Annotated in this window: 18 protein-coding genes and 1 pseudogene; 8 read left to right on the top strand and 11 right to left on the bottom strand. The window is 45.6% G+C overall.

Features of this window, described 5'->3' with window-relative positions; all coding sequences use genetic code 11:
• The first annotated feature begins 44 nt into the window (after positions 1-44).
• Positions 45-749 (top strand): IS6 family transposase, encoded by a 705-nt coding sequence (locus LU633_RS07810; protein WP_046372397.1) that lies wholly within the window; start codon positions 45-47, stop codon positions 747-749.
• Positions 750-1010: 261 nt separating this feature from the next.
• On the opposite strand, the gene LU633_RS07805 is transcribed toward LU633_RS07810, so the two are convergent.
• Together LU633_RS07805 and LU633_RS07800 are read right to left on the bottom strand one after the other, a co-directional pair.
• Complete coding sequence (locus LU633_RS07805) at positions 1011-1253, bottom strand: RepB family protein (protein WP_020322900.1); 243 nt, start codon at positions 1251-1253, stop codon at positions 1011-1013.
• A gap of 24 nt (positions 1254-1277) precedes the next feature.
• Positions 1278-2723 carry a TraI domain-containing protein gene (locus LU633_RS07800; protein ID WP_161797006.1) on the bottom strand — a complete coding sequence of 482 codons (1446 nt, stop codon included), beginning with the start codon at positions 2721-2723 and terminating at the stop codon, positions 1278-1280.
• Between the two features lie 451 nt (positions 2724-3174).
• Between LU633_RS07800 and LU633_RS07795 the strand changes: the two genes are divergently transcribed.
• Positions 3175-3978 carry a DUF4225 domain-containing protein gene (locus LU633_RS07795; protein ID WP_016192939.1) on the top strand — a complete coding sequence of 268 codons (804 nt, stop codon included), beginning with the start codon at positions 3175-3177 and terminating at the stop codon, positions 3976-3978.
• Here LU633_RS07795 and LU633_RS07790 read toward each other — a convergent pair.
• From LU633_RS07790 to LU633_RS07765, 6 genes and pseudogenes are all read right to left on the bottom strand, one after another.
• A complete protein-coding gene (locus LU633_RS07790; RefSeq protein ID WP_016192940.1) occupies positions 3953-4285 on the bottom strand; it encodes a hypothetical protein in 333 nt (110 codons plus the stop codon). The genes LU633_RS07795 and LU633_RS07790 overlap by 26 nt on opposite strands.
• Before the next feature lie 277 nt (positions 4286-4562).
• Positions 4563-5156: pseudogene (locus LU633_RS07785) on the bottom strand (Tn3 family transposase); the annotation flags it as partial.
• 543 nt (positions 5157-5699) lie between these two features.
• Positions 5700-6518: a phosphatidylinositol-specific phospholipase C domain-containing protein gene (locus tag LU633_RS07780; RefSeq protein WP_051124417.1), complete on the bottom strand. Its 819-nt coding sequence runs from the start codon at positions 6516-6518 to the stop codon at positions 5700-5702.
• A gap of 241 nt (positions 6519-6759) precedes the next feature.
• On the bottom strand, positions 6760-13371 hold the full coding sequence (locus LU633_RS07775) for an anthrax toxin-like adenylyl cyclase domain-containing protein (RefSeq protein ID WP_052734743.1): 6612 nt from the start codon (positions 13369-13371) through the stop codon (positions 6760-6762).
• A gap of 67 nt (positions 13372-13438) precedes the next feature.
• Positions 13439-14080 (bottom strand): recombinase family protein, encoded by a 642-nt coding sequence (locus LU633_RS07770; RefSeq protein WP_046372395.1) that lies wholly within the window; start codon positions 14078-14080, stop codon positions 13439-13441.
• Between the two features lie 91 nt (positions 14081-14171).
• Positions 14172-14444: a DUF2913 family protein gene (locus tag LU633_RS07765; protein ID WP_233482006.1), complete on the bottom strand. Its 273-nt coding sequence runs from the start codon at positions 14442-14444 to the stop codon at positions 14172-14174.
• A 165-nt stretch (positions 14445-14609) separates the two neighbouring features.
• Here LU633_RS07765 and LU633_RS07760 point away from each other — a divergent pair, with 165 nt between their 5' ends.
• From LU633_RS07760 to LU633_RS07745, 4 genes are all read left to right on the top strand, one after another.
• Positions 14610-15173 (top strand): phospholipase D family nuclease, encoded by a 564-nt coding sequence (locus LU633_RS07760; RefSeq protein ID WP_040465895.1) that lies wholly within the window; start codon positions 14610-14612, stop codon positions 15171-15173.
• A 146-nt stretch (positions 15174-15319) separates the two neighbouring features.
• A complete protein-coding gene (locus tag LU633_RS07755; protein ID WP_016192946.1) occupies positions 15320-15580 on the top strand; it encodes a replication regulatory protein RepA in 261 nt (86 codons plus the stop codon).
• A 395-nt stretch (positions 15581-15975) separates the two neighbouring features.
• A protein-coding gene (locus LU633_RS07750) for an IS1 family transposase (protein WP_233482005.1) occupies positions 15976-16673 on the top strand; the annotation gives its coding sequence in 2 pieces (ribosomal slippage) (positions 15976-16225 and positions 16225-16673; 699 coding nt in all).
• 459 nt (positions 16674-17132) lie between these two features.
• Complete coding sequence (locus tag LU633_RS07745) at positions 17133-17663, top strand: DUF2778 domain-containing protein (protein WP_016192947.1); 531 nt, start codon at positions 17133-17135, stop codon at positions 17661-17663.
• A gap of 190 nt (positions 17664-17853) precedes the next feature.
• Here the strand turns inward: LU633_RS07745 and tnpA are convergent, their stop codons facing one another.
• Positions 17854-18279: an IS200/IS605 family transposase gene (gene tnpA / locus LU633_RS07740; RefSeq protein ID WP_016192948.1), complete on the bottom strand. Its 426-nt coding sequence runs from the start codon at positions 18277-18279 to the stop codon at positions 17854-17856.
• A gap of 123 nt (positions 18280-18402) precedes the next feature.
• Between tnpA and LU633_RS07735 the strand changes: the two genes are divergently transcribed.
• Positions 18403-19107, top strand: a complete 705-nt coding sequence (locus tag LU633_RS07735; RefSeq protein ID WP_046372393.1) for an IS6 family transposase — start codon at positions 18403-18405, stop codon at positions 19105-19107.
• Between the two features lie 79 nt (positions 19108-19186).
• Here LU633_RS07735 and LU633_RS07730 read toward each other — a convergent pair whose 3' ends face one another.
• Together LU633_RS07730 and LU633_RS07725 are read right to left on the bottom strand one after the other, a co-directional pair.
• Entirely contained in the window at positions 19187-20359 is a 1173-nt protein-coding gene (locus LU633_RS07730; protein ID WP_016192949.1) for a phage major capsid protein, read from the bottom strand.
• Positions 20360-20599: 240 nt separating this feature from the next.
• Entirely contained in the window at positions 20600-20863 is a 264-nt protein-coding gene (locus tag LU633_RS07725; RefSeq protein WP_072052884.1) for a DUF1493 family protein, read from the bottom strand.
• Between the two features lie 75 nt (positions 20864-20938).
• On the opposite strand from LU633_RS07725, the gene LU633_RS07720 reads away from it, so the two are divergent.
• On the top strand, positions 20939-21979 hold the full coding sequence (locus tag LU633_RS07720) for an IS481 family transposase (protein WP_046371813.1): 1041 nt from the start codon (positions 20939-20941) through the stop codon (positions 21977-21979).
• The last annotated feature ends 61 nt before the right edge of the window (positions 21980-22040 follow it).

The following is a 22040-nucleotide window of genomic DNA, read 5'->3' as shown; positions in this document are numbered from 1 at the left end:
GGAGGTGATAAACTCATCGTCACCTTTTGCTGACGGAGCAGCACATGAATCCATTCAAAGGCCGGCATTTTCAGCGTGACATCATCCTGTGGGCAGTGCGCTGGTACTGTAAATACGGCATCAGCTATCGTGAGCTGCAGGAAATGCTGGCCGAGCGCGGTGTCAACATTGATCACTCCACGATTTACCGCTGGGTTCAGCGTTATGCGCCTGAAATGGAAAAGCGGCTGCGCTGGTACTGGCGTAACCCTTCAGGGTTCTGCTCCTGGCATCTTGATGAAACGTATATCAGAGTTAACGGCCGATGGGCATACCTGTACCGTGCTGTTGACAGCAAAGGCCGCACCATCGATTTTTATCTTTCCCCGCGCCGTAACAGCAAAGCGGCATACCGGTTTCTGGGAAAGATTCTGAACAACGTGAAAGGCTGGCAGAGCCCCCGCCTCATCAACACCGATAAAACCCCCACCTATAGTCGCGCCCTGGCGTTACTGAAGCGGGAAGGCCGGTGTCCGCCTGATGTTGAACACCGGCAGATTAAGTACCGGAATAACGTCATTGAATGCGATCACGGCAAACTGAAACGGATAATCGGCGCCACGCTGGGATTTAAATCCATGAAAACGGCATATGCCACCATCAGGGGGATTGAAGTCATGCGGGCATTGCGTAAAGGACAGGCGGAAAACTTTTACTACGGCCATCCTCTGGGCGAGATGCGTCTGGTGAGCAGGTTTTTTGAAATTTAAGGCATTTCTGTAATACAAAAGGTACAGCATCAAGAAATTTGCAACAGTGCCTGATTTTGTACATGGATTTATACTCCACCACAGAACGAAAACGTTCCGCAGTACATTTGTTAGCCCCGATTTTCTGTCTTCTCCCGCCAAGTTGATGAACAGATATCGGGGTTTACTTTTTTTGGGGTTCCCACCCCGTTCCTGGCACCTTCCGGCGTGCCGACCAAAAATTCTTAGCGCACTTTAGCAACAAACCTATGACAGGTCAATTTAGTCAAGAACTTCACTTGCGTATTTTTTTATGAGTTCCGTAACTAACTCCCCTTGAGTAACCCCACGCAGCTTACAAAGCTTGTTCAGGGTATCTCTACCATCCGGGGACAAAAGAACTTTTGTTTGTACCTTGGTCTGCAATTTCTGGGTTATATAGGCTCGCTGTTTGTCAGACTTCGTTTCATATTTCCTAGGTCTACCAACTTTCGTACCACGAACAGCGCCCTCATCTTCAGCCATGCTGTACACCTGCCAGCCTCTTGATCATGCAGCTAATGTAAACCAAAACGCCAGTATTAACCAGCATGGCGGGCCGGTCACCGGCGTTTTGGCACCACCATCAACGGATTGTCTGCCGGAACAGGATTCTGCCCGTAGACACGGCGGGCGTCGATGAAATAGCCCGAAAGGTTGGTAAAGTCCCCCCCCGGCGCTCTCTGCTTCATACAAACGGCATCGGTACAGCTTCCCCTCACTCCGTCTGATATGGGGTAACGCTTCAACGTCCTGACGCAGTGAATCGATATCATCAACATCCTCATTCTCCGCAGCAAACTGATGAAATATCGCCGGGGCCTGGATAAAGACACTCCCGGCAACCAGATGGACTCTGGCTTCCGGCGTGTTGACGGCCAGCGAACCGTCTTCTACCGACTTCAGCAGCCACAACCAGAATCTTTCCCCCAAACTGGCGGTGTCGGGTGAAGATTCGGGTGCAGCCAACCCGGTGTTCTTAACGGCCGATCCCTGAGCGGCTTCCTCATACCCCAGGAAAGCCGCAACATCCTCCCAGTCAGTATTTCCAGCGTCCTCATCCATGTGGATTTCCGGTTCCGGTAACGGAGCCTCCGTGGCAGCCACATCCGGCACACTTTCGCTTCCGGCAGAAGGATCAAGCGCCGAGGCAAGCACCAGGGGAGCGGCACCCGCTGACATAGCAGGCGGAGTTTGCGGCGCTGAATCCACAGGTAACAGCGCGGACGAAACCGGCAGTGTTGCTCCCACAACTGACGATCCCCCTGAAACGAGTACTACCGGCTGTACCGGAGCCGACCCAGTCACTTCGTGGATGGCGTCACTGACTATCGCATTGATGACACCACATTGCGCCCGCTGCCCACCAATCCAGAGCATGAGCATATCCAGAGCAGGCGGGTGTTGCTTCAGCCAGGAAAAAACATCCCCTGGCAGGACCCTCGAGGCAAACAGCGCCCCCAGACAGATATCCGCCCCGGCCATGCCTGGCGGAACAAACCGGAACCGGTAGGCCGAAGCGGGTTGACCGTCAAACGGTATCCAGACAGAGCCATCGTCCAGTTCGACTTTCAGCGAGCCTAATGCAGACAGGTGCGAAAACAGAGCCGCGTAGAACACAACGGTATTCCACGCGGCGGAGTCCCGCGCCTGGTCTTCAGGCGGAACGCCCGGTGGCAGCATATAACTCCGGGCCTTCATCACCGCGTAAAGCAACGTTTTCAGCGTCGCGTCCAGCATTCCGCCCGGATGCGCAAACCTGCCAGCGTCACTGTACGGAAACTGCTGCATGACCTCAGCACATGCCTGCAACGGAGCCAGGCACAGCGCCTGGTAGGTTTCCTTCGGCAACGAGGTGTTTTCCCAGATACGAACCAGCGCCCGGGCGCGTTCCTCCGTGGAAAGAAGCCCGGCGGCGCTTTGCGGGAAATAATAACCAGCAGGGGGTGAAGACACGGATAGCGCCAGGTCCTTTGCTGTTCTGCCCGTCAGTAATCTGGCAAACAGTTGCCGCATTATATTCACTCGCCGTTGCCGTTTCTGTTCGCGCCAATCTATGGGAGAAGCCAGAACAGATGCAACGATCAAATGAAGGTGGTCTTCCGCCATTTAAACCTTGATTTTTTGCCTTCAGTGCCCTTTCTGCTGCCCGATGACATATTGTCAGACCCCGCTGAAGACGTGACGGCAGGCTTCCCCCTGCCTTCAAGCCGCTTTCGCGGCATATCCTCACAGCCGGAACAGATCCGACGCCTCCAACCAGAACCGGTTACGTTCTGCCGGCGCTGTCGGCACCGCAAAGGCCGCAGGCGGTGCCTGCCCTGTATAACTCCCCTCGAAAATCAGGCTTGAATCACGAACCGTTGTCGGTGAAAATTAAGCTATCTGCGATTGCCAAGGAAAGCCAATGTATCTCGCCGTCCCCCCGGGTCAAAAGACTATTGCATGGTCAGAAATGGCCCTCGACCGCGAGGCTCGAAAACTCGTCAATATCGCTAATACCGTCTCAGCCTCACATCTCAAAGATGGCCTGACGCGCATCAAATTCGTGGAAGAAATCCGTGATCTCATTACGCAGCAACTGACGGCGGTGCGAAAGGTGAAGTCGATAGACGCCTACACGCAGGCCACTCAGACGCTGCAAGCCGAAACCGCGAACCTGCTGGAGCAGGACAGGCTGATCCGCACCAAAGCCGTGCAACTCTATGCCAGGGTGGAGTTCGTGAAGGAGAACAATGAGATCGTCGGCTATGTGATCAGCGCGGTCAGTGTGGTGCTGGCTGGGGTTTCACTCGCGGTAGGTGCGACTATGATTGCTACCATGACTCCATTAGGAGTAGTGGCGGGTGCCATTTTGGTAACTGATGGGTTTAACAGCCTAAGTAAAGAGTTCAGCCACCGGATATTGAATGATACCTCATCCGAAGGCTTTGCAGCTGATGCTGCAATATCAGCGGCTGAATTCATGGGGTTCAGTAGAAATAAGGGACTGGCGGCGTATGAAGTAGCTTCGCTTGCAGCGAGTGTATATAGCATATTTGGATTAATGCGAAAGCCTGGTGCATGGCGATTGTTTCACTACTTACCAGAAGACTATTTCCGAAAGGTAAGCGCAATGAGTCGCCCAAAGTTAACTATGAAAATAATGGGTTATGGACTAAAGGCAAAAGTCGTTTTCGACTTGCTTAGTACCGAACATTCGACGTCTTAGGGCGACGTTTTTTTAATTTCCATGATTTATAAGCTAGTTTAGCGGGAGCTAAGTACCAAATAAAAGGCAGCCCTGTTATTAATGCAAATAAAAGGGAAAGTGCATTATTTTTAGAGGAAAAAACAGAAACTAACAGTAATATCACAAAAGCTACTATCGAAATCCATTGAACAGAGCGGAACCTGTTTGACAGGTCATGCACTGCTTGGTCAAACGAACCGCCATAGTTATCGATATTGTTCTTCAGCTTCTGCACATCCGCTGGCGTAAAACCCGATGCAAGCAGTTTTTCTTCAGTAATCGCCATGCTGCATGCTCCTTCGTTGATCAGAATAAAAATGGATGCCTAAAAAATGAAACCCGACAATTTTCTGCTCACTGCATCATGCCCGAAGCAGACAGCTTCAAGCACCCGTGGGCATTCTAGCAACACTCCCCCGAAAGTTCCCGCACTTGTGCAATTTCTCCTGCAATCACACTCATCACAATTGTGTATTTTTTAACCATTACGGCGGACCACCGCGCAACGCCAAATCAATTACGTTTTAAAGGGGGTCTGACGCTCAGTGGAACGAAAACTCACGTTAAGCAAATTTTTCTTCTTCTGACGCCACTTTTAATGGTCTCAGATGCTCTTTGGTCACTAGTTCTGCCAGCGTGAAGGAATAATGGCCGAGCATATTGATATGTCCATGGCAAAGCGGTGAGAGGCGTGCAATATCTTCATCATTCAGGGTTTCTCCTTGTGCCTGGAGATGATCCAGAGCTGCCTGCATATAAATAGTGTTCCATAACACGACGGCGTTAGTGACCAGCCCCAATGCGCCCAGTTGATCTTCCTGACCATCGGTATATCGCTTTCTTATCTCACCTTTCTGACCGTGACAAATAGCTCTGGCAACAGCATGGCGGCTTTCTCCCCGGTTAAGTTGGGTCAGGATGCGTCTGCGGTAATCTTCATCATCAATATAATTAAGCAGATACAGCGTTTTGTTAATGCGTCCCACTTCAATGATTGCCTGAGTCAGTCCGGAGGGGCGTTCACTTTTCAGTAATGAACGGACCAGCACCGAAGCCTGTACCTTGCCCAGCTTCAGGGAGCCTGCGGCCCGGATCATTTCGTCCCACTGAAGGGCTATTTTTCGGGGATCTGACTGTCCTCTGGCAATATCATTTAGCTTAGACTCCTTTTAGCAAAAATTTAGATTTTTTCCACCTCCCCAAAATTAGTTATTATAACACGTTCTGTTATCTTACCTATTTTAGGAAAGTCAGAAATTACAACCCCACCATTAACTTTGGTTCCACTTATATATTTTGCCATCTCCGGATTTTTATCCAGAGCATAAGACCTAATCGAGGTAAAAGTATCGGCAGCAATGCTCGTGAAATTAAGAATCAACCAACCTTTTTTGGAGCTGGCAACACCAAAGTTTCAGGCGTTTCTAATTGCATGCCATTTTTTTGCCTCATTATGTTGGTTGTACTCGTCTTGTACATGTATTTTATTTCCGGTATTAAAGGTCTGATTATCCGGCCAACTTGCTGCATTTACTCCTAGTGAGCCACCAGAAAATCTGCGTAACAATACTATCTTACTTCTTACTTCTTACTTCTTACTTCTTACTTCTTACTTCTTACTTCTTACTTCTTACTTCTTACTTCTTACTTCTTACTTCTTACTTCTTACTTCTTACTTCTTACTTCTTACTTCTTACTTCTTACTTCTTACTTCTTACTTCTTTGAGTTTTGGTATGCGATCTTCCACGAACCATCTCGAAGAATCATAATATTTTATTTCGAAAGTTTTATCAAAAGAACGAATGTTATTTTCTTCTGTGTGTTCTTTCTTTACTGAAATTAATATAAATTCATCTGGATGTTGTACCAGAAATTTATAACAATCATTTAAAACAGTTCCGAAGTTAATGTTAAGGTATATATTACCATGATGCATAGAAAAAATATCAGAAATATGACGGCAGCGAGCATCTATAAATCTTACACCTGACTCAAGTTGTTCAAATATTGAATCATCCTGAGTCTTTGCATAGCCGCTAATGATAGCTGCACTACCTATTGTGTAAGTTGCTGAGTCATGAGTACCCGGCAAATAAATCTGGTTTATCGGACGCTCGTCATTAATATATTTAATCCACTCTTGCTTTTTTATATTGTCTCTCACTATCCATTGATCATTATCATTACCATCCGTTGGAAAATACCAGTTATGTTCTGATGGGTTGCCGTCCTTCTTCAGTATGAAGAAGGATAAATATTTTTTACTGTAATAGATGTCTCCTTTTGCTCCTGAGTCCCCCCATTGCTTAGGGTCGGTAAATATCCCCACTCTCCACTGGATAAAATCCCATCGGTTATTTGATGTACCATCAGCGGGAAAGTACCAGTTATGTTTTGATGGATTGCCGTCCTTCTTCAGTATGAAGAATGATAAATCTTTCTTGCTGTAATAGATGTCTCCTTTTTCTCCTGAATCAACCCAATTTTTAGGTTGAGTGAATGAACCAATGTTATTCATGATTTTTACTCCTTAATATGATTACAGGGCCTATAAAATGTTTCAATGGAATTTCATTGCAAATATAGACTATTTCTTTTGCGCAGTTCTCTAAATTATTCCTCAAATAAACGTTGTTATGAATTTTTCCAAGAATTTTGATGGAGGTGCCTCACTCAATATTATCGCATTCTAATACATATCAGTCATTGCCGCCTGAAACATAGAATTGCCCCACACTTTTTATTCTCTATTTTTTATTTCAGTTCCCCCTTAATACAGGATACCCCGCCATGGCATACAAAACCCTCATGAAATTGAGATATTCTGATGATGTAATATATCCCGCGCATCTTTTTCTCCTTAAGGCAGGAATAAATTCCTTATCGATATCATTAATAATGGTTGCAAGGTTATCCGCATTATTAAGAATAAGCTTGGCTTCCAGCACATGATCTATATTAAGAATATCAATGGCCATTTTTTTCTCTAAATCCGTAATTGGGGTTTCACGCATTGTTTTCTTTCCAATTACTTCATAATAGAAGTTGTCATTCATTCTACCACCAAACGAGTGTTCCCTGAACTGATTTATTGATTCCTGTGCTGAAGCATAATCCCATGTTTCTCCCTCACTATATGTATACAAGTAATCCACAGTATTAGAGGATGAATGAGTTGTCTCATGCAAAAATATCATATTTTGATACTCTTGACTTATGCTTGCAATGTCTTTTTTTGTTAAATAAACTTTCCTTCCATTTACTTTAGCTGTATTGTCAATCATGGCTCCTGCGTTAAAATGTATTCTGCTCTCAGGATCTTCAGAATAGGTAAAAGCATTTGTAGTTGCTGCCTCGCCTTTTTCCAAAATTTTTTCATATTGCTTAAATTTATAAATGTAAATGTTTTTAAAATTATTAGAAGAAGTCTTTTGAAGAATTTCAAGATTTTTATTTACTGCCACTTCAATAAAGTTAACAGCCTCATTAATCACAGCATCATCATCAGTACCTAACAAATTTTTCAAATGATCAGCCACTCTATGACGTGTTGATGACTCACCAAATAACGTTACGAGCCGCTCAGATTGCTCCAGCGCAGTTCTGGCAGAATTTATTATTTTCCCTCCAAGCACCCTCATGTTGTCGCTTTCAGAGTTAATGATGTTCTGACATGTTGAAATAACAACATTGTCATCGCCAAACGTCTGGCTAAGGTATTGCTGTAAATTAAATTGATATACCTGTTCTGTCATTAATTTAGGTGGGAATGTAGCATCAAAAGCCTTCAGGGGGCCGTTAGGGAAATGATAGATAGCCCCATCTCTACCAATCAACTCAGCATAAGCACCGTTCGGGATTTCCGGAAAGACATTCCTCAGAGAGGAGCGCCATGCTAAACTGAAATCCGGATATGGCGATTGTTGTACTGGCAATTGTTGCTCTGGTTCCAGAATATCTGAATATGACTCTTCCTCTATATCAGAATTAATAGATAATTCTGAATCAAATTCATCTGAACCGGGTGAGTCAGGATTTTGATATTTACGCTCAACAATGCCACTTTTTGTTCCATAGTTTTCTACATTCACATATCTATCAGTTACACTGTCATACTTACAATATAAATGATTCCCTCCAGGCTCCCCTAAAATATAATGCCCTTTATAATATGGATTCGGAACCATCCTGAACAACTTGTTATCTATTTTAATAAAACGCTCACCTTTGGCATTCTCAACAATATTTCTCGAATTTACCGGTGAGAAATCTTTTTGCACAAAAGGAATACCTGGTAATTCATTCATGATTTTATTGCACAGCGTACTCCCAATTATATTCACATCAGAGAAAACTTTGGGGGTGTCAAAATTAAGTCCACTCCTGAAGACACCAAAGGTCCATTCATTATTAGCATTCATATGAACTGGATACCCCCACTTATCTTTATCGTTAAAGTCGTAAACCTCAATTGCTCCTCCTTTTACATTATAATTAATTCTGTAAGGAAGATACTGACCTTTCATTTCAATGCACTCTATTTGTTCATTATTTTTTCCATTAACGATAACCATTTTGTTTTCGAGAGAATCAACTGTGTAACTTTTTGTTGGCACGGATAGTTTATTGATAATTTTCTCCTCCATCGAGACTTTACTTATGGCAGGAGAATAAACATTGAATCTGGGACTGAATTCTGCAGGGAAACCATTTGCTTTAAATATTGAGTATAGATCTCTTAACTGCTCAACTGTATGGGCCTGAGTCATCTGTCCTGACGGAAGAAAGAAAATCGGCTTATCACTCATATCCAGGCCAGGGCTAAAAGGATTCATTGACTCATCACCATGCCAGAATAGTTTACCCCCCTGATAACCTTCACTATTAACTTCTTTATTTAAATTATTAATTATTGTCTCTGTGAAATAATTAACATTTCCTTTATTTTTATGCTCCCCCTTACTTCCTATTTTTTTATTTTTTAAAGATACAAGCTCAAACCTTCCGTTTATAAGAACAGGTCTTAATTCAATCGGGTTAATATTATAGTCTTGCTGTTTTCTGGGGATAATGCAGAATAAATCATAATCTGCCGTGACAGGTCTGGATTTTATATTGCTCGTTCCTGAACTCGTTCCTGCTTCCGGTGGGTTTGTCAGTACTTTTACAGGCAGATGATTATCGTCAAAAACCGCCCCATCGTCACCGATATGAAAAGTTTTTTTTCCTCCCGGATAGGTTGCTGAGTAAATATCCGACTGCAGATGAGACATTTCTCCTGCTGCGGTCAATTCCTTTATTCTGGCCTTACTCAGTATTAACTGAACACTTTCAGCCCCTTTTTTTATGGCGTCCTCTATCGCTTTACTCTGCTTCTCATAATTATCAGGGGAAACCTTAGAGTAATGGGGTTTTTCAGCAATAAATCCCGAAGTGGGGCCTGTTCCACTGGATTTTGCTTTTAAATGAAAGTTTTTAGAGGGGTAACCTTCTTTTAATAAAGTCGCACCCCGTGGGTTTGGAAATCTGACACCAATTATAACACCATATTTTTTGGCAGTGCGTTGTATCGCTCTGCTGTATAATATAACATCGGACGCGCGAGGAAGTCCGGCCAACAAAGTAAATCTTTCCCCCCCCTTAACTACTGTACCTGAACCTTGGTTTTTTGGCATTTTACTTCGATGTGCTTTGGGAGCGATCCTGATAATATCATTGCTATCAATTATATATTTCTTTCCAAAAGGGGCACCTAACTCTGAATTGAACTCAGCCCATATTCCACGATCCTGATGACTACCTACCCTGACGACATTTATTTCCCTGCCCAGTCCGGGACCATCGCCAGGATAATACTTTGTTTTTATTTTTAAAGCATCAGTATGCATGTAAGCACGATTACGCATAGCTGCGGAAAGCTTCTTAATTCCAGCACCTGCATCAGGAATTTTCTGGATAAGCCGACTCAATGCACAGCCCCCCTTATAGCTACCCAGGACGATTATCTCTCCTCCTGGATCCAGAGCGCGTAACAATGAGACACCCAGACCTTTAAGTGTCGCGGGCGAAATTTCTCTCGCGATATTTGGCGATAACTCGATAAATTTTATCCCTGCCTGTTTTATCATTTGAGAAACTGTAACCTGCCTGGCACCATACTTTATCGCTGTAACTCCCGTGGATGTCAGAGCCTGACCAAACCTTCCCGCTACCTTTGCAGCATCGGCTGCGGCTGGTAACATTGTAAGTATATCCACTGAGCAGGACGCTAATGCATGTCCTGTATTGCCTTTTATGGATTCTGTAATACAAGTATAAAAAGGAATAAAGCTAAGAAGAGTTTCTTTTATTTTTTCTGCTGTGGTTTCGTCATAACCTTTTGCATGAAGTCGATCCTTCATCCTGGCTCTATGTTCCTGAGACAGATTTTCTATTAATAAATGAACGCTCTCACCTTCTTTTTTTATCATCTTACAATATTCTATATAATACCGTTTACCATCCTTATGTGCCTCAATGAGATTTTTACCTAAATTCCTCATCTTCTCATCATCTTCTGCTGTTCTGTCCGGGTCTACTCGATTCATTGTGTAATTTTTGCTGTTTTCGTCCATAAAGATAGAGTAGAAACGAACATTTTCTCCCGAGGTACAGAGAATAAAATCAACCTCTTCAGGAATGCTATATTTTGCACCTTTCAAAGTAGATGATTTTTGTTCAGGAAACAAATCGACTAAGTTAGCTTTTATTAATTCCACTCTTGAATTTTGTATGAAATTTTTATCATCATCATTCAATGATGAATCAAATAGCAACGGAAGCAATAATTTATCCAAATCGTATATAACATCAGCTATCGCTTGGTTTTGTTTTTGAAATATTTCATCAATATTTGGGAGGGTAATAACATTAGGTGCCACTAATTGCTCACTAACTTTCATTCCATATAATATTTGATCTTTATTGAAAACCCATTTGTCATGTGCATTCAAATAATACGTTAAATATTCTTCAACATTGATATTGTTCTCACGAAGAATATTAGTGGCGATATCTGTTCTTTTTTTCCATTTCTCAATCAAATCATTAAGCTTTAAATATGGGTTGTTCTCTACCACCCAGCTATTAATGTATGAAAAATAATTTTTGTGAGCTTTGCTTATATCTTCCTCAGTTGCGTTAGATGACACGGAAGCACCATCTTTATTCCACGATGAATAGGCAGCTGCTGGGGTGTTGAAGTATCGATTATACTCTTTAGGTATAGCATCTTCTTTCAATATCACACTCAAGGTATTTCCTACTTCTTCAATTTCTTTCATGCTGAGATCGCTGATATTGATGTTATTATCACGGAGCAAAAGAGCACCAGCATGCACAAGTCCCCACTGTGCTTCAGTTATATCAATATGTGTTATATCCTTACCTGCCGGTCCCATGTATTCAGGAAGTAAAGCTGGGATTTCATAAGATACTATTTTTTTATAAAAAGCTATTGTTTTTTTAGCCAGCAACCCTTCTGATAGATGCTTTTTAATCACACTATCAAACTTATCTGATAATATTTTGCTGCTGGGCGATACTGTTTTACTTGATTTAATGTCTGCTATTTGATTTGAAAACCACTCCCCTAAATCAGAACCAAGTATATACGCACTCAGGTAATCTAATAAAACCAAACGTTTTAAAGTATCCGTAGTGATATTTTTATCTCGTGGGATATATATGTTAATTGGTTCTAATAAGCAGTTAATCACCTTATTCATTCTTGATTTTTTCTTTCCTTTAGAAAGGTAAGTAACAAGATTATTTATTACATCATGAGGATTACCAATATCCATTTTGTTATTTTTAAACAATACAGAAAGGCATTTAGTTTGTTCCTTGCGAATTTCCACCTCTGTATTTAACCCATCAGGTTGAATTAACCCCTCCTGTATTTCTCTTTTACCTTTCTTTATATTGCCGCCGCTGCCTTTCCCAGTGCTCCCTGATGCGAACTGATCCCACAGCTGTTTCCCGCCCACGATAGCTCCGACCAGACCGAAAGCAGAGACTGCACCAATCATCTTTTTACTTTTCAGGGCCTGCATATAAGACGTTGCCACGGGCACCGCTACTGCCCCCGTCATCACCAGGGGAAGCAAAGCATCCCCGCCACTCCGGCTTGTTGCTGCCGAGGATACCTGTGTTTCCGTTATGTCTGTGTGAACAGGTATGCTATCAGCCCCTTTCGTCAACGGTTCAGGATAATCGGTGGCATCACATTTTGTATTGAAATACGTGCTGGTAATAATATTTTCGTTTGTTTGCTGGCGGCTCTCAGTTTTACTGGTCGCACAATATAACAGGTCTGAAAGACCGCTTTCCTGCCGGAGTTTCTCCACAGCCAGATAATGTGTCTGTTCAGGTACAGAGATACGGGTATTTTTCCCGGACGCAGGAGCGGGCCTGTTCTGTACCGTCGCATGGGTGTAAGCCTCAGGACGGGCAGTTGAATTTGACGAGAATGCGGTGAGCCGTGGTGCTGAGGTGCCGGAAGCTGTGGCATCACATACATCTTCGGTCATTTCCATCTGCGTATCGACCTCAAAAGCGGGAGCGGGTTGTGATGTGCCGGTATTTTCCGGGATTGCTGTGCCGGATGGGAGACTGCCCGCCATATTTCCCAGCGCTGTCCAGTAATGACTGGCGCGGATAAAAATATTAGCCATAAAGGCCGGGACCTTCAGAACACCGCGCTGCGGGGGCCCTTCGTCTTTCATCCAGCGTCCTGCCACAATGGCCGTTATCGCAAGGGCTGTAAACAGGTGGGTGGATGTGTGATTTTCTTCGTTTCCCAGAAACTGCTGCAGAAAAGTCTCATCTGTCCACCCGGTAACGGTATCCCTGAGAAAGGATGCCAGCCGGGATACAATATTAATATTCTCAGGAAGGTAACAGGATGCCAGCCCGAGAGTATGCAGTACTGCAGTATCAATATTCCGTCGTTCAGTCACTGCGGTATACAGACTGTTTGCTGCGATAACGAGACTAGTCGGGGTGCCGGGAAGTATTTTAGAAAGGCAGGCAGAAAGCATTCTGCTCTCCCCGTATTCTCCCAGGGTACGAACAAGCTGCTGAACGCCGCGGCGACAGTCTTCCGTGAACGGAACCCGGGAATCTGCGGCTTCTCCGGCAGAAGATGACGGGGCAGTCTGATGTTCTTCATGAATGTCAAAGGCTTCAGCCCCCTCAAACCAGGCCTCTTCCATTTCAATGTGGTCGATGGCGTCAAACCAGATATCCTGGTCTTCCGGATTTGAACTATCCCTGGATACCCAGGATATATTGTTTGATGAGGTGGGGTTTGGTGGGTTTACAGGGGGCATAGGATTCCTTTCGTATTCGTAACTGGCTTTTAACCCCCTTTTTTATCATCATCAAAAAAAATTTCTGTTAGAAAATGACTTTATTTCTGTAGAGTGCCTGAATTCGGCATATCTGAGAGCAGCTGTACCCGGTGGCCTCTGCGGTTTCACGAATACTGAGTTTTTTCACCTGTCTGTAGTACAGGACTTTCTGGTCCCGTTCCTGATCAGCCTGTTTTCCCCGGTATTTTCCCAGTGTATGCGCACGTTCAATTCCCTGTTTTTGCCGCTGGCGGCGATTCAGCCAGTCCTTATGCGACATCGCGGCCATCAGGTCGATAAGCATGTTATTGATGGCGGTTATCACGAAGCGGGTGATTGGGTCAGCCTGCGAAGGATCTTTATCTGATAGTGCCTGCCATGAGGTGGGGACATCCAGACTGACAATCCGCAGCTCGTGTTGTTCTATCTGCTTTTTCAGCGTCATCCAGTCGCTGTTGCTCAGACGGGTCAGGCGGTCAATTTGCTCGACCAGCAAAATATCATTGCGGTGACTGTCCATCAGTAAGCGTCCCAGTTCCGGGCGGTCAAGTTTTGTACCGCTGATGTTCTCCCTATAGTAACTGGCGATTTTATGACCTTGTTCCTGGGCGAACTGCTCCAGCATCTCTTTTGCCTGATCGGCGAACTGATCTTCCGTCGATGCCCTCAAATAAGCTCTGATGAACATTTTTTCACCGTACTATCGCATATAGGTTATTGCATGCATTGTGTGCCGTCACGTTTTTACTATTGCGTCAGGGTACACTCTACCGCGATAGTTAAGCCTGTTCAAAAAATAGGCTTAACGTACAATATTTTCCGATATCCAAACGCACCCCTCCCTCATTAATAAGCCAGAGGATGTCCTGTGCGACCGAGCGGGGGAACAGCTTGCGTTTCTGTGCTGTTGTCAGCCACTGCATGATGAACATGTGTATCTGCAAATCTGTGCGAATTTTGCCCTGCTTCTGCGACAGCTTTACTGCAACCAGCAGGCACAATGCCAGATGCGCCAGTTCTTCAGTCGGGCGTTTCTGATAAAAGACAGTCAACCAGTACCACTCCATTTTTTCGTCGCGCGGAAGAATAGCATATTGCCTCCTCATCCGGGAGCAGGGCTACCGCCTTCGCTGCGCTCAGTTGGTCAACCCCGGAAACGGGTAAAAGCAAGTTTTACCCGTTTCCAGCGTTCCTGTTAAAAATCCAAAGGAATCAAGATGATGTTATTTTCTTACGGAAAACTGGTCAGGGCCAGCTTTCTTTGCCTTCCCCTGCTCTCTTCACTGCCCTTCCTCGCCGTCGCGGGGATATCGACGGCTCCGGATATTCAGGTGGGTTTTTCTCCTGAAGGGACAGGTCGCCTTCTGGTGCTGAATACCATCGGTTCCGCACAGCAGAGTATCCGGATGATGGCCTGGTCCTTCACCGATCCGGACGTGATGAAAGCGCTTATTGCCGCGCATCAGCGGGGCGTGGATGTAAAAATCGTTATCGACGAGAAAGGCAACCGCAACAGGGCCAGCATGGCGGCAATGAATCTGATTGTGAATGCCGGTATTCCGCTGAGGACAAACGACCGCTTCCCTATCCGGCATGATAAGATTTTAATTGTTGATAATCATACGGTTGAGTCAGGCAGTTATAATTTCAGCAGAGCAGGAGCGAGAAAAAATTCGGAGAACGTGGTGGTGATGCGCTTTATGCCCGCCATCGCCAGCCAGTATCTGTCTCACTGGCAGTCCCGCTGGGAAATGGGAACAGACTGGCAATCGACTTACTGATAACGGCGTACAGGTGGCCTCTCACTGACAGGGGTGATCCGTGCGCCAACACAGATCACCTTTTCGATAAAAGTTAAGTCGCTGATTTACCGATTCTGTAGTATTCTCTGCGGGACGATCCTTTTTTGATCCTTGAGGAGGCAGAGATGTCGCAAGCAACAAATGCAGCAACTTCCTCATCGAAAGAAAAACGTGCCTATCGCAAAGGTAATCCGATGTCAGCGACTGAAAGGCAGTTGGCCGCGATTGCACGTAAACGTGAAACTCATAAAGAAGTGAATGTATTTATCCGAAACCCGATGAAAGCCCAGCTTTTGCATTTATGCAAGCAAGAGGGGTTAACTCAGGGAGAAATGATAGAAAAACTCATTCAGATTGAGACTAAACGTCGCGGCGAAAAAATGTGAACATTTCACATTCTTGCCTGTTAAGCCGGTGAGTGTTAGATTACTGATCGTTTGAGAGAATTTTTTGGCGAACCACGCCGTAAGGTGGCAGGGAACTGGTTCTGATGAGGTGTTTAGCCGGAGCCAGAAAAAACTAAACCCCGATAATCTTTATCAACTTGGCAAATATAATAAGCACAGACACAATGGCAAAAGATAGCCCAAAAGAGATGATCTCATTCATGGATTCAAACAATAATACATAAATAAAAAAACAAAGAGAAACATAATCATAAAAAAAATCCTTTTAAATCTTTTCGCTAAATCCCTGACAACCTCCTCAAACGAGCCGCCGAAATTATCGGTCGTGACGCAGAATTGCTGATCACGTATGCTTTGCGCTTTGGATGTAACATATGGCTAAAGTTGATGTCGTCTGCCCTCAGTGCAATGAAACTCATGCTGTACGATGTAACGGACATTCAGCATCCGGTGCCCAACGTTACATCTGCAAGCATTGTTCAAAGACCTTTCAGCTCAATTTTAGCTACTCCGGTGCCAAACCAGACACACACCAGACCATTGTTAATATGGCCATGAATGGTTACGGATGTCGCGATACCGCACGGGTTCTCGTTATCAGCCTCAATACGGTTCTGCGGCACGTAAAAAAATTTCGCCAAAGCAAGTAGCTGAGAATATCGACCCCGAAACGGAGGTTGTTATCTGCTGTGAAGCCGGTGAACAATGGTCTTACGTGCGGTGTAAAAGCAATCCCCGGTGGTTGTTCTATGCTTATGACCGTATCCGCAAACGTGCTCTGGCCCACGTCTTCGGCCCGAGAAATGCCCCGGCCCTGCGACGATTGCCGGCCCTGTTAAGCAAATTTAACATTGCCTTTTATATGACAGATGCCTGGCCGGTTTATAAAGTTCTGTTAAGTGCAACAAGCCACGTGGTGAGCAAGAAATATACCCAACGGACAGAACGGCATAATCTTAATCTTCGCACACATATCAAACGACTGACCCGCAGAACAATTTGCTTTTCGAAGTCAGAGGAAATGCACGATAAGATCATCGGTTGGTATCTTACTCTTCATCATTATCAATAAATCTGCGTCACGACCAAATTATCGATATTATTCTGAAGTTTTTGTAATTCCTTCGCCGTAAAACCCGATGCCAGAAGGCGCTCTTTACTGAAATCCATAGTCATTGCATCAATATCCTTATCCTGACAATTCAAACCGACACATCATCACAAAACCGCACGGAATTTACCATAACACCCGTTGTCGGCACAGCTTATATCCCCGCCCGCATTGGGCAAGAGTTTACGGCGTTTTTCGCTAAAAATGAACCTATTTCTCAATAAAATTCAATGTGATAGCTGAGTAAGGTGGGACTTTTGGAGGAAATGGGCACGGAACCCCGAAATGGGCTTTAAATGGAAAAATATTGGTGAGAAACTAGATACCACAATAAATGGTGCCGTAGCCCTCTACAAGCGATATATACAGCTCGATTTGGCAAAAGACTTACCCGAAGAAATAAACACAAAGGAATGAATCATGGCAATACATGGTACTTTTGATTTGAACGGTGCCGAATATGCACCTCTCAAATTTCCGGGCATTGGAACTTTTATGGCATTTTCCGGCAATGGCAAAAACAGAAATCATGCCACCTGCACCCATATCCCAACTGTTGGTCCTATCCCAGTAGGGAAATATTGGATTGTTGATCGGGCACAAGGCGGTTTACTCTCGCAAGGAATATCGACTTCAAAAGACATATTTAACAAGGTTTTCCGTCATGCAGAGTTCGGACATTCAGACTGGTTTGCACTATGGCGAGACGACATGAGCATTGACGACTGGACATGGATAAACAGTGTAAAACGAGGCAATTTCAGGCTACATCCTGGAGTAATCTCAGAAGGTTGTGTGACACTGTCTCGCAACTCAGATTTTGCAATGCTGAGAAATGTTTTGCTTCGAACACCTCTGATTGATGTGCCCTGCATGAGAAACCTAAAAGCTCGCGGAACCATAGAAGTAAGGAACAGAGATTATGCAAAAACTTGCCCCAGCAATAGCTAAAACAGTCCTGTTTTGCCTGTTTGCGAGTCTCGTTGATTCGTCAAAGTTTATCAGCCTGAATGTAGCTAATCACTTCGCAGAATGGTTACACGGTAACGCCAACCAAGAAAATTATGATGATCTCTGGTTTTTTACAGATGTCATTCTGTCTTTGTTATTATCTTTCATCTCGTATAAATTAATATTACGGTTATTTAGGCGTTGACTGACTCTGAACATAGACTCTGAGCGTTTCAATCGTTGCCCCTCCTGTGCTACAGACAAAGTACGCTCTCGACCACAAAAGCCCCGTTTTACTTTGCATCCGTAAATGTGTGTTTTGCTGGCGCAGCAGCCGCGACGATACTGATTTCAGATTGTTGACCATCACACTGACCGCCAGTTTTGGCGGGTAAGCGACCAGCAGATGCACATGGTCAGGCTCTCCGTCCATCTCAATAATTTCGCATTCAAGTTTTGCAGCAGCGGAGCCAAAAACCTCACGAAGTTGAGCGATCATCTGTCCGTCAAATAGCTTACGTCGATACTTCGTCGTAAAGATCAGATGCACAACCAGTTTACTGACACTGTGCCGCTTGCGGAGGAACCCCAGCAGTAAATCATCATGATTACTCAATTTATATATTCACCTAACATGTTAAAATAACATCATTATATAAATGAGCGCTGATTATGTGGCACTGTTGCAAAAATCTGGAGGTGATAAACTCATCGTCACCTTTTGCTGACGGAGCAGCACATGAATCCATTCAAAGGACGGCATTTTCAGCGTGACATCATCCTGTGGGCAGTGCGCTGGTACTGTAAATACGGCATCAGCTATCGTGAGCTGCAGGAAATGCTGGCCGAGCGCGGTGTCAACGTTGATCACTCCACGATTTACCGCTGGGTTCAGCGTTATGCGCCTGAAATGGAAAAGCGGCTGCGCTGGTACTGGCGTAACCCTTCAGGGTTCTGCTCCTGGCATCTTGATGAAACGTATATCAGAGTTAACGGCCGATGGGCATACCTGTACCGTGCTGTTGACAGCAAAGGCCGCACCATCGATTTTTATCTTTCCCCGCGCCGTAACAGCAAAGCGGCATACCGTTTTCTGGGAAAGATTCTGAACAACGTGAAAGGCTGGCAGAGCCCCCGCCTCATCAACACCGATAAAACCCCCACCTATAGTCGCGCCCTGGCGTTACTGAAGCGGGAAGGCCGGTGTCCGCCTGATGTTGAACACCGGCAGATTAAGTACCGGAATAACGTCATTGAATGCGATCACGGCAAACTGAAACGGATAATCGGCGCCACGCTGGGATTTAAATCCATGAAAACGGCATATGCCACCATCAGGGGGATTGAAGTCATGCGGGCATTGCGTAAAGGACAGGCGGAAAACTTTTACTACGGCCATCCTCTGGGCGAGATGCGTCTGGTGAGCAGGTTTTTTGAAATTTAAGGCATTTCTGTAATACAAAAGGTACAGCATCAAGAAATTTGCAACAGTGCCGGATTTAAGGGGCCGAAACCCCTGCTAATTAAGACCCGGAACCTGGGATTTCGAGAACTTTAATTGCGTTCGAATCAACTAAACCTGCTCCTAAATATTTATCCGTATGGATTTTCAGGAAACCCGGTTCGGTAATATTGTCCGGGCGGGTACGCACTCCGGTAGTGTGATCCACGATGTAGTAACCGCGCCTGAAGTCGCCCACGGCCAACACTGGTTCGCCTGCTGCTGCATCGCTCATGTTTTCAAGGTAGTAGACCGGACGGCCCAACAGCAGATCAGGGGAACCCTCAGTCAGACGATCACGCCAGATGTAATCACCGTTACCGTTCTTCAGCTTTTGAAGGGCAGCGGCTGAACTGGAGTTCATCACCCATACGGCATTTTTGCGGTATTTGGCCTTCAGCTTAAACAGCAGGTCGATCAGCTCGTCAGCAACGGGCGAGGCTCCGGCAGTCTCCATTTTCTCCAGCGTACCGAACGGGCGGGTTTTGTCGCCAGTGGCCGCGCGAGGATAGGACAGGAAGCCTTTGGACTTTTTAGCCCCGTCTCCGGTCAGCAGGTCGGTTTCTTCGGTCTCGGTGAAGGTGTCGCTGATTTCAGATGACAGCCAGCCCAGAATATCCACATCGCTGAAGTCCAGAATTTCCTGGGTGGTTTTCGGGTAGGCATAGATCGGGAACAGTTTAATGCTCACTTCTTCCAGCTTCGGCGTACTGGTTTCGGTACGGGCCACACCTTCTTCGCCGTGATTCAATACCGCACCGTCCACGGATACCAGCTTTTTGTATTCATTACTGCTGGTGGTCTTCACGGTGGCGATCTGACGCATCACAGAATCATCAGTCAGCTGGCGCATAATCTCTTTGTCGAGATCGGGAATAACGGTATAGCCGCCATCGGAGCCAACCGCAGTGGAAAGGGCGCGGGTTTCACCTGTCAGGATGTAGTGACGCAGCTGGTCGTTAGAGACTTTCTTACCGTCCACTGGCTTACCCGACTGATTGCGTTCTTCATCGGCCAACGCTTCAAGGCGGGAAATATCAGTATCAAGGGATTTTGCTCTGGCGCGGAGTTCGTCAAACTGTTTACCCTCGTCGGCGTTCAGGTTGCGTTTTTCCTCAGTGGCTTTATCCATGATGGAGCGCATCTGGGTTTTGAGGGCGGTTTTCTCCTGGCGGAGTTCAGGCAATTTTTTCATGTCGTGGTTTCTCGTAACGTTAAATGTTGAGACGTGAAACCAGTCCGGGAATGGGGAGGCCGCTAAATCTTTTTCTGCATCCCACAGGCTGTACTCGCTACAGCTTGATTTAACGGCCAGTGGCGGCTCACGTCTGAGTGCCACTCTTCAAGATCTACATGAAAAATATAAAGAAAACCCCCGTCAGAGACAAGGGCAAACATGAGTACGAATAATTTACAAAATTATTTATTTAACTGCTCAGTCATAAAGCCAGTGCCCCGCTTTTGCAGACTCAACAAGCATTCTGACGGTAAACGGTTGAGGTTTGTGTCGATCTGAGCATAAACGAGCGGACATTATACGATTAGGGAGGAACGGCAATATGAGTATTGGGAAATAACGACGCCAGTCTATAGAACTACAATCAACGCCAAAAACCTCAACATACTTATCGACCAGTTCATATACATCTTCACGAACAGTCAGATATTTACCTGTATTAGTCGCGACTTGATCTGACACTGGACCTTGAAAGGTTGAGAGTTACCGGTTTTGATATGGGTGTCTAATCCTTAAACAAAACGCGAGGTAACTCTCATGATTCATACTAACAATCCCATCATCAAACACAAAGCCGGCCTGCTCAATCTCGCCGAAGAACTCGGTAACGTATCAAAAGCCTGCAAGATCATGGGCGTGTCACGCGACACGTTTTACCGTTATCAGGAACTGGCTGCTGAAGGCGGCATCGATGCGCTGATTAACCAGAACCGCCGCGTCCCCAACCTGAAGAACCGCGCCGACGAAGCCACTGAACGCGCTGTTGTTGAATATGCCGTTGAGTTCCCGGCCCACGGGCAACACCGGACCAGTAATGAGCTGCGTAAAAAAGGCGTGTTTATCTCCGGTAGCGGCGTGCGCTCCATCTGGCAACGGCACGACCTGGAGAACTTCCGTAAACGCCTGAAGGCACTTGAGGAAAAGGTCGCCAGAGAAGGCATCGTGCTTACCGACGCTCAAATCGCAGCGCTGGAGAAGAAGGCCCACGATGACGAGGCCAGCGGAGAAATCGAAACTGCTCACCCGGGTTATCTCGGGTCGCAGGACACCTTCTACGTGGGCAATCTGAAAGGTGTGGGTCGTATCTACCAGCAGACGTTCGTGGATACGTACTCGAAAGTGGCACACTGCAAGCTGTATACGAGTAAAACGCCGATCACCGCCGCAGACCTGCTCAATGATCGCGTACTGCCGTTCTACGAGGCTCAGGGACTGCCGATGCTGAGGATCCTGACCGACAGGGGAACGGAGTACTGTGGTAAGGTGGAGCAGCATGATTACCAGCTGTATCTGGCCATCAACGATATCGACCATACAAAAACGAAGGCGATGTCTCCGCAGACGAACGGCATCTGCGAGCGCTTCCATAAAACTATTTTGCAGGATTTTTATCAGGTTACGTTCCGTAAGAAGTTATACGAAGACCTGGAGAGCCTGCAAACGGATCTGGACAACTGGTTGTGGCATTACAATAATGAGCGAACTCATCAGGGAAAAATGTGCTGCGGGCGTACGCCAATGGCCACGTTACTTGATGGTAAACGAGTCTGGGCAGAAAAAAATCTGAACCAGATGTAATCTGACAGACACCTGTATAAATAACCGGTAACTGTCAGATCAGGTCTGAGCTAGTACAAAT

This window comes from Erwinia tracheiphila (genome assembly GCF_021365465.1).
Lineage (GTDB): Bacteria > Pseudomonadota > Gammaproteobacteria > Enterobacterales > Enterobacteriaceae > Erwinia > Erwinia tracheiphila.
This window is presented reverse-complemented; position numbering and strand designations above follow the sequence as displayed.

Excerpts from the sequence above, each read along its gene's own strand:
- LU633_RS07810 (WP_046372397.1), top strand. The coding sequence starts at position 45 with ATGAATCCATTCAAAGGCCGGCATTTTCAGCGTGACATCATCCTGTGG.
- LU633_RS07805 (WP_020322900.1), bottom strand. The coding sequence starts at position 1,253 with ATGGCTGAAGATGAGGGCGCTGTTCGTGGTACGAAAGTTGGTAGACCT.
- LU633_RS07795 (WP_016192939.1), top strand. The coding sequence starts at position 3,175 with ATGTATCTCGCCGTCCCCCCGGGTCAAAAGACTATTGCATGGTCAGAA.
- LU633_RS07790 (WP_016192940.1), bottom strand. The coding sequence starts at position 4,285 with ATGGCGATTACTGAAGAAAAACTGCTTGCATCGGGTTTTACGCCAGCG.
- LU633_RS07780 (WP_051124417.1), bottom strand. The coding sequence starts at position 6,518 with ATGAATAACATTGGTTCATTCACTCAACCTAAAAATTGGGTTGATTCA.
- LU633_RS07775 (WP_052734743.1), bottom strand. The coding sequence starts at position 13,371 with ATGCCCCCTGTAAACCCACCAAACCCCACCTCATCAAACAATATATCC.
- LU633_RS07770 (WP_046372395.1), bottom strand. The coding sequence starts at position 14,080 with ATGTTCATCAGAGCTTATTTGAGGGCATCGACGGAAGATCAGTTCGCC.
- LU633_RS07760 (WP_040465895.1), top strand. The coding sequence starts at position 14,610 with ATGATGTTATTTTCTTACGGAAAACTGGTCAGGGCCAGCTTTCTTTGC.
- LU633_RS07755 (WP_016192946.1), top strand. The coding sequence starts at position 15,320 with ATGTCGCAAGCAACAAATGCAGCAACTTCCTCATCGAAAGAAAAACGT.
- LU633_RS07745 (WP_016192947.1), top strand. The coding sequence starts at position 17,133 with ATGGCAATACATGGTACTTTTGATTTGAACGGTGCCGAATATGCACCT.
- LU633_RS07735 (WP_046372393.1), top strand. The coding sequence starts at position 18,403 with ATGAATCCATTCAAAGGACGGCATTTTCAGCGTGACATCATCCTGTGG.
- LU633_RS07730 (WP_016192949.1), bottom strand. The coding sequence starts at position 20,359 with ATGAAAAAATTGCCTGAACTCCGCCAGGAGAAAACCGCCCTCAAAACC.
- LU633_RS07720 (WP_046371813.1), top strand. The coding sequence starts at position 20,939 with ATGATTCATACTAACAATCCCATCATCAAACACAAAGCCGGCCTGCTC.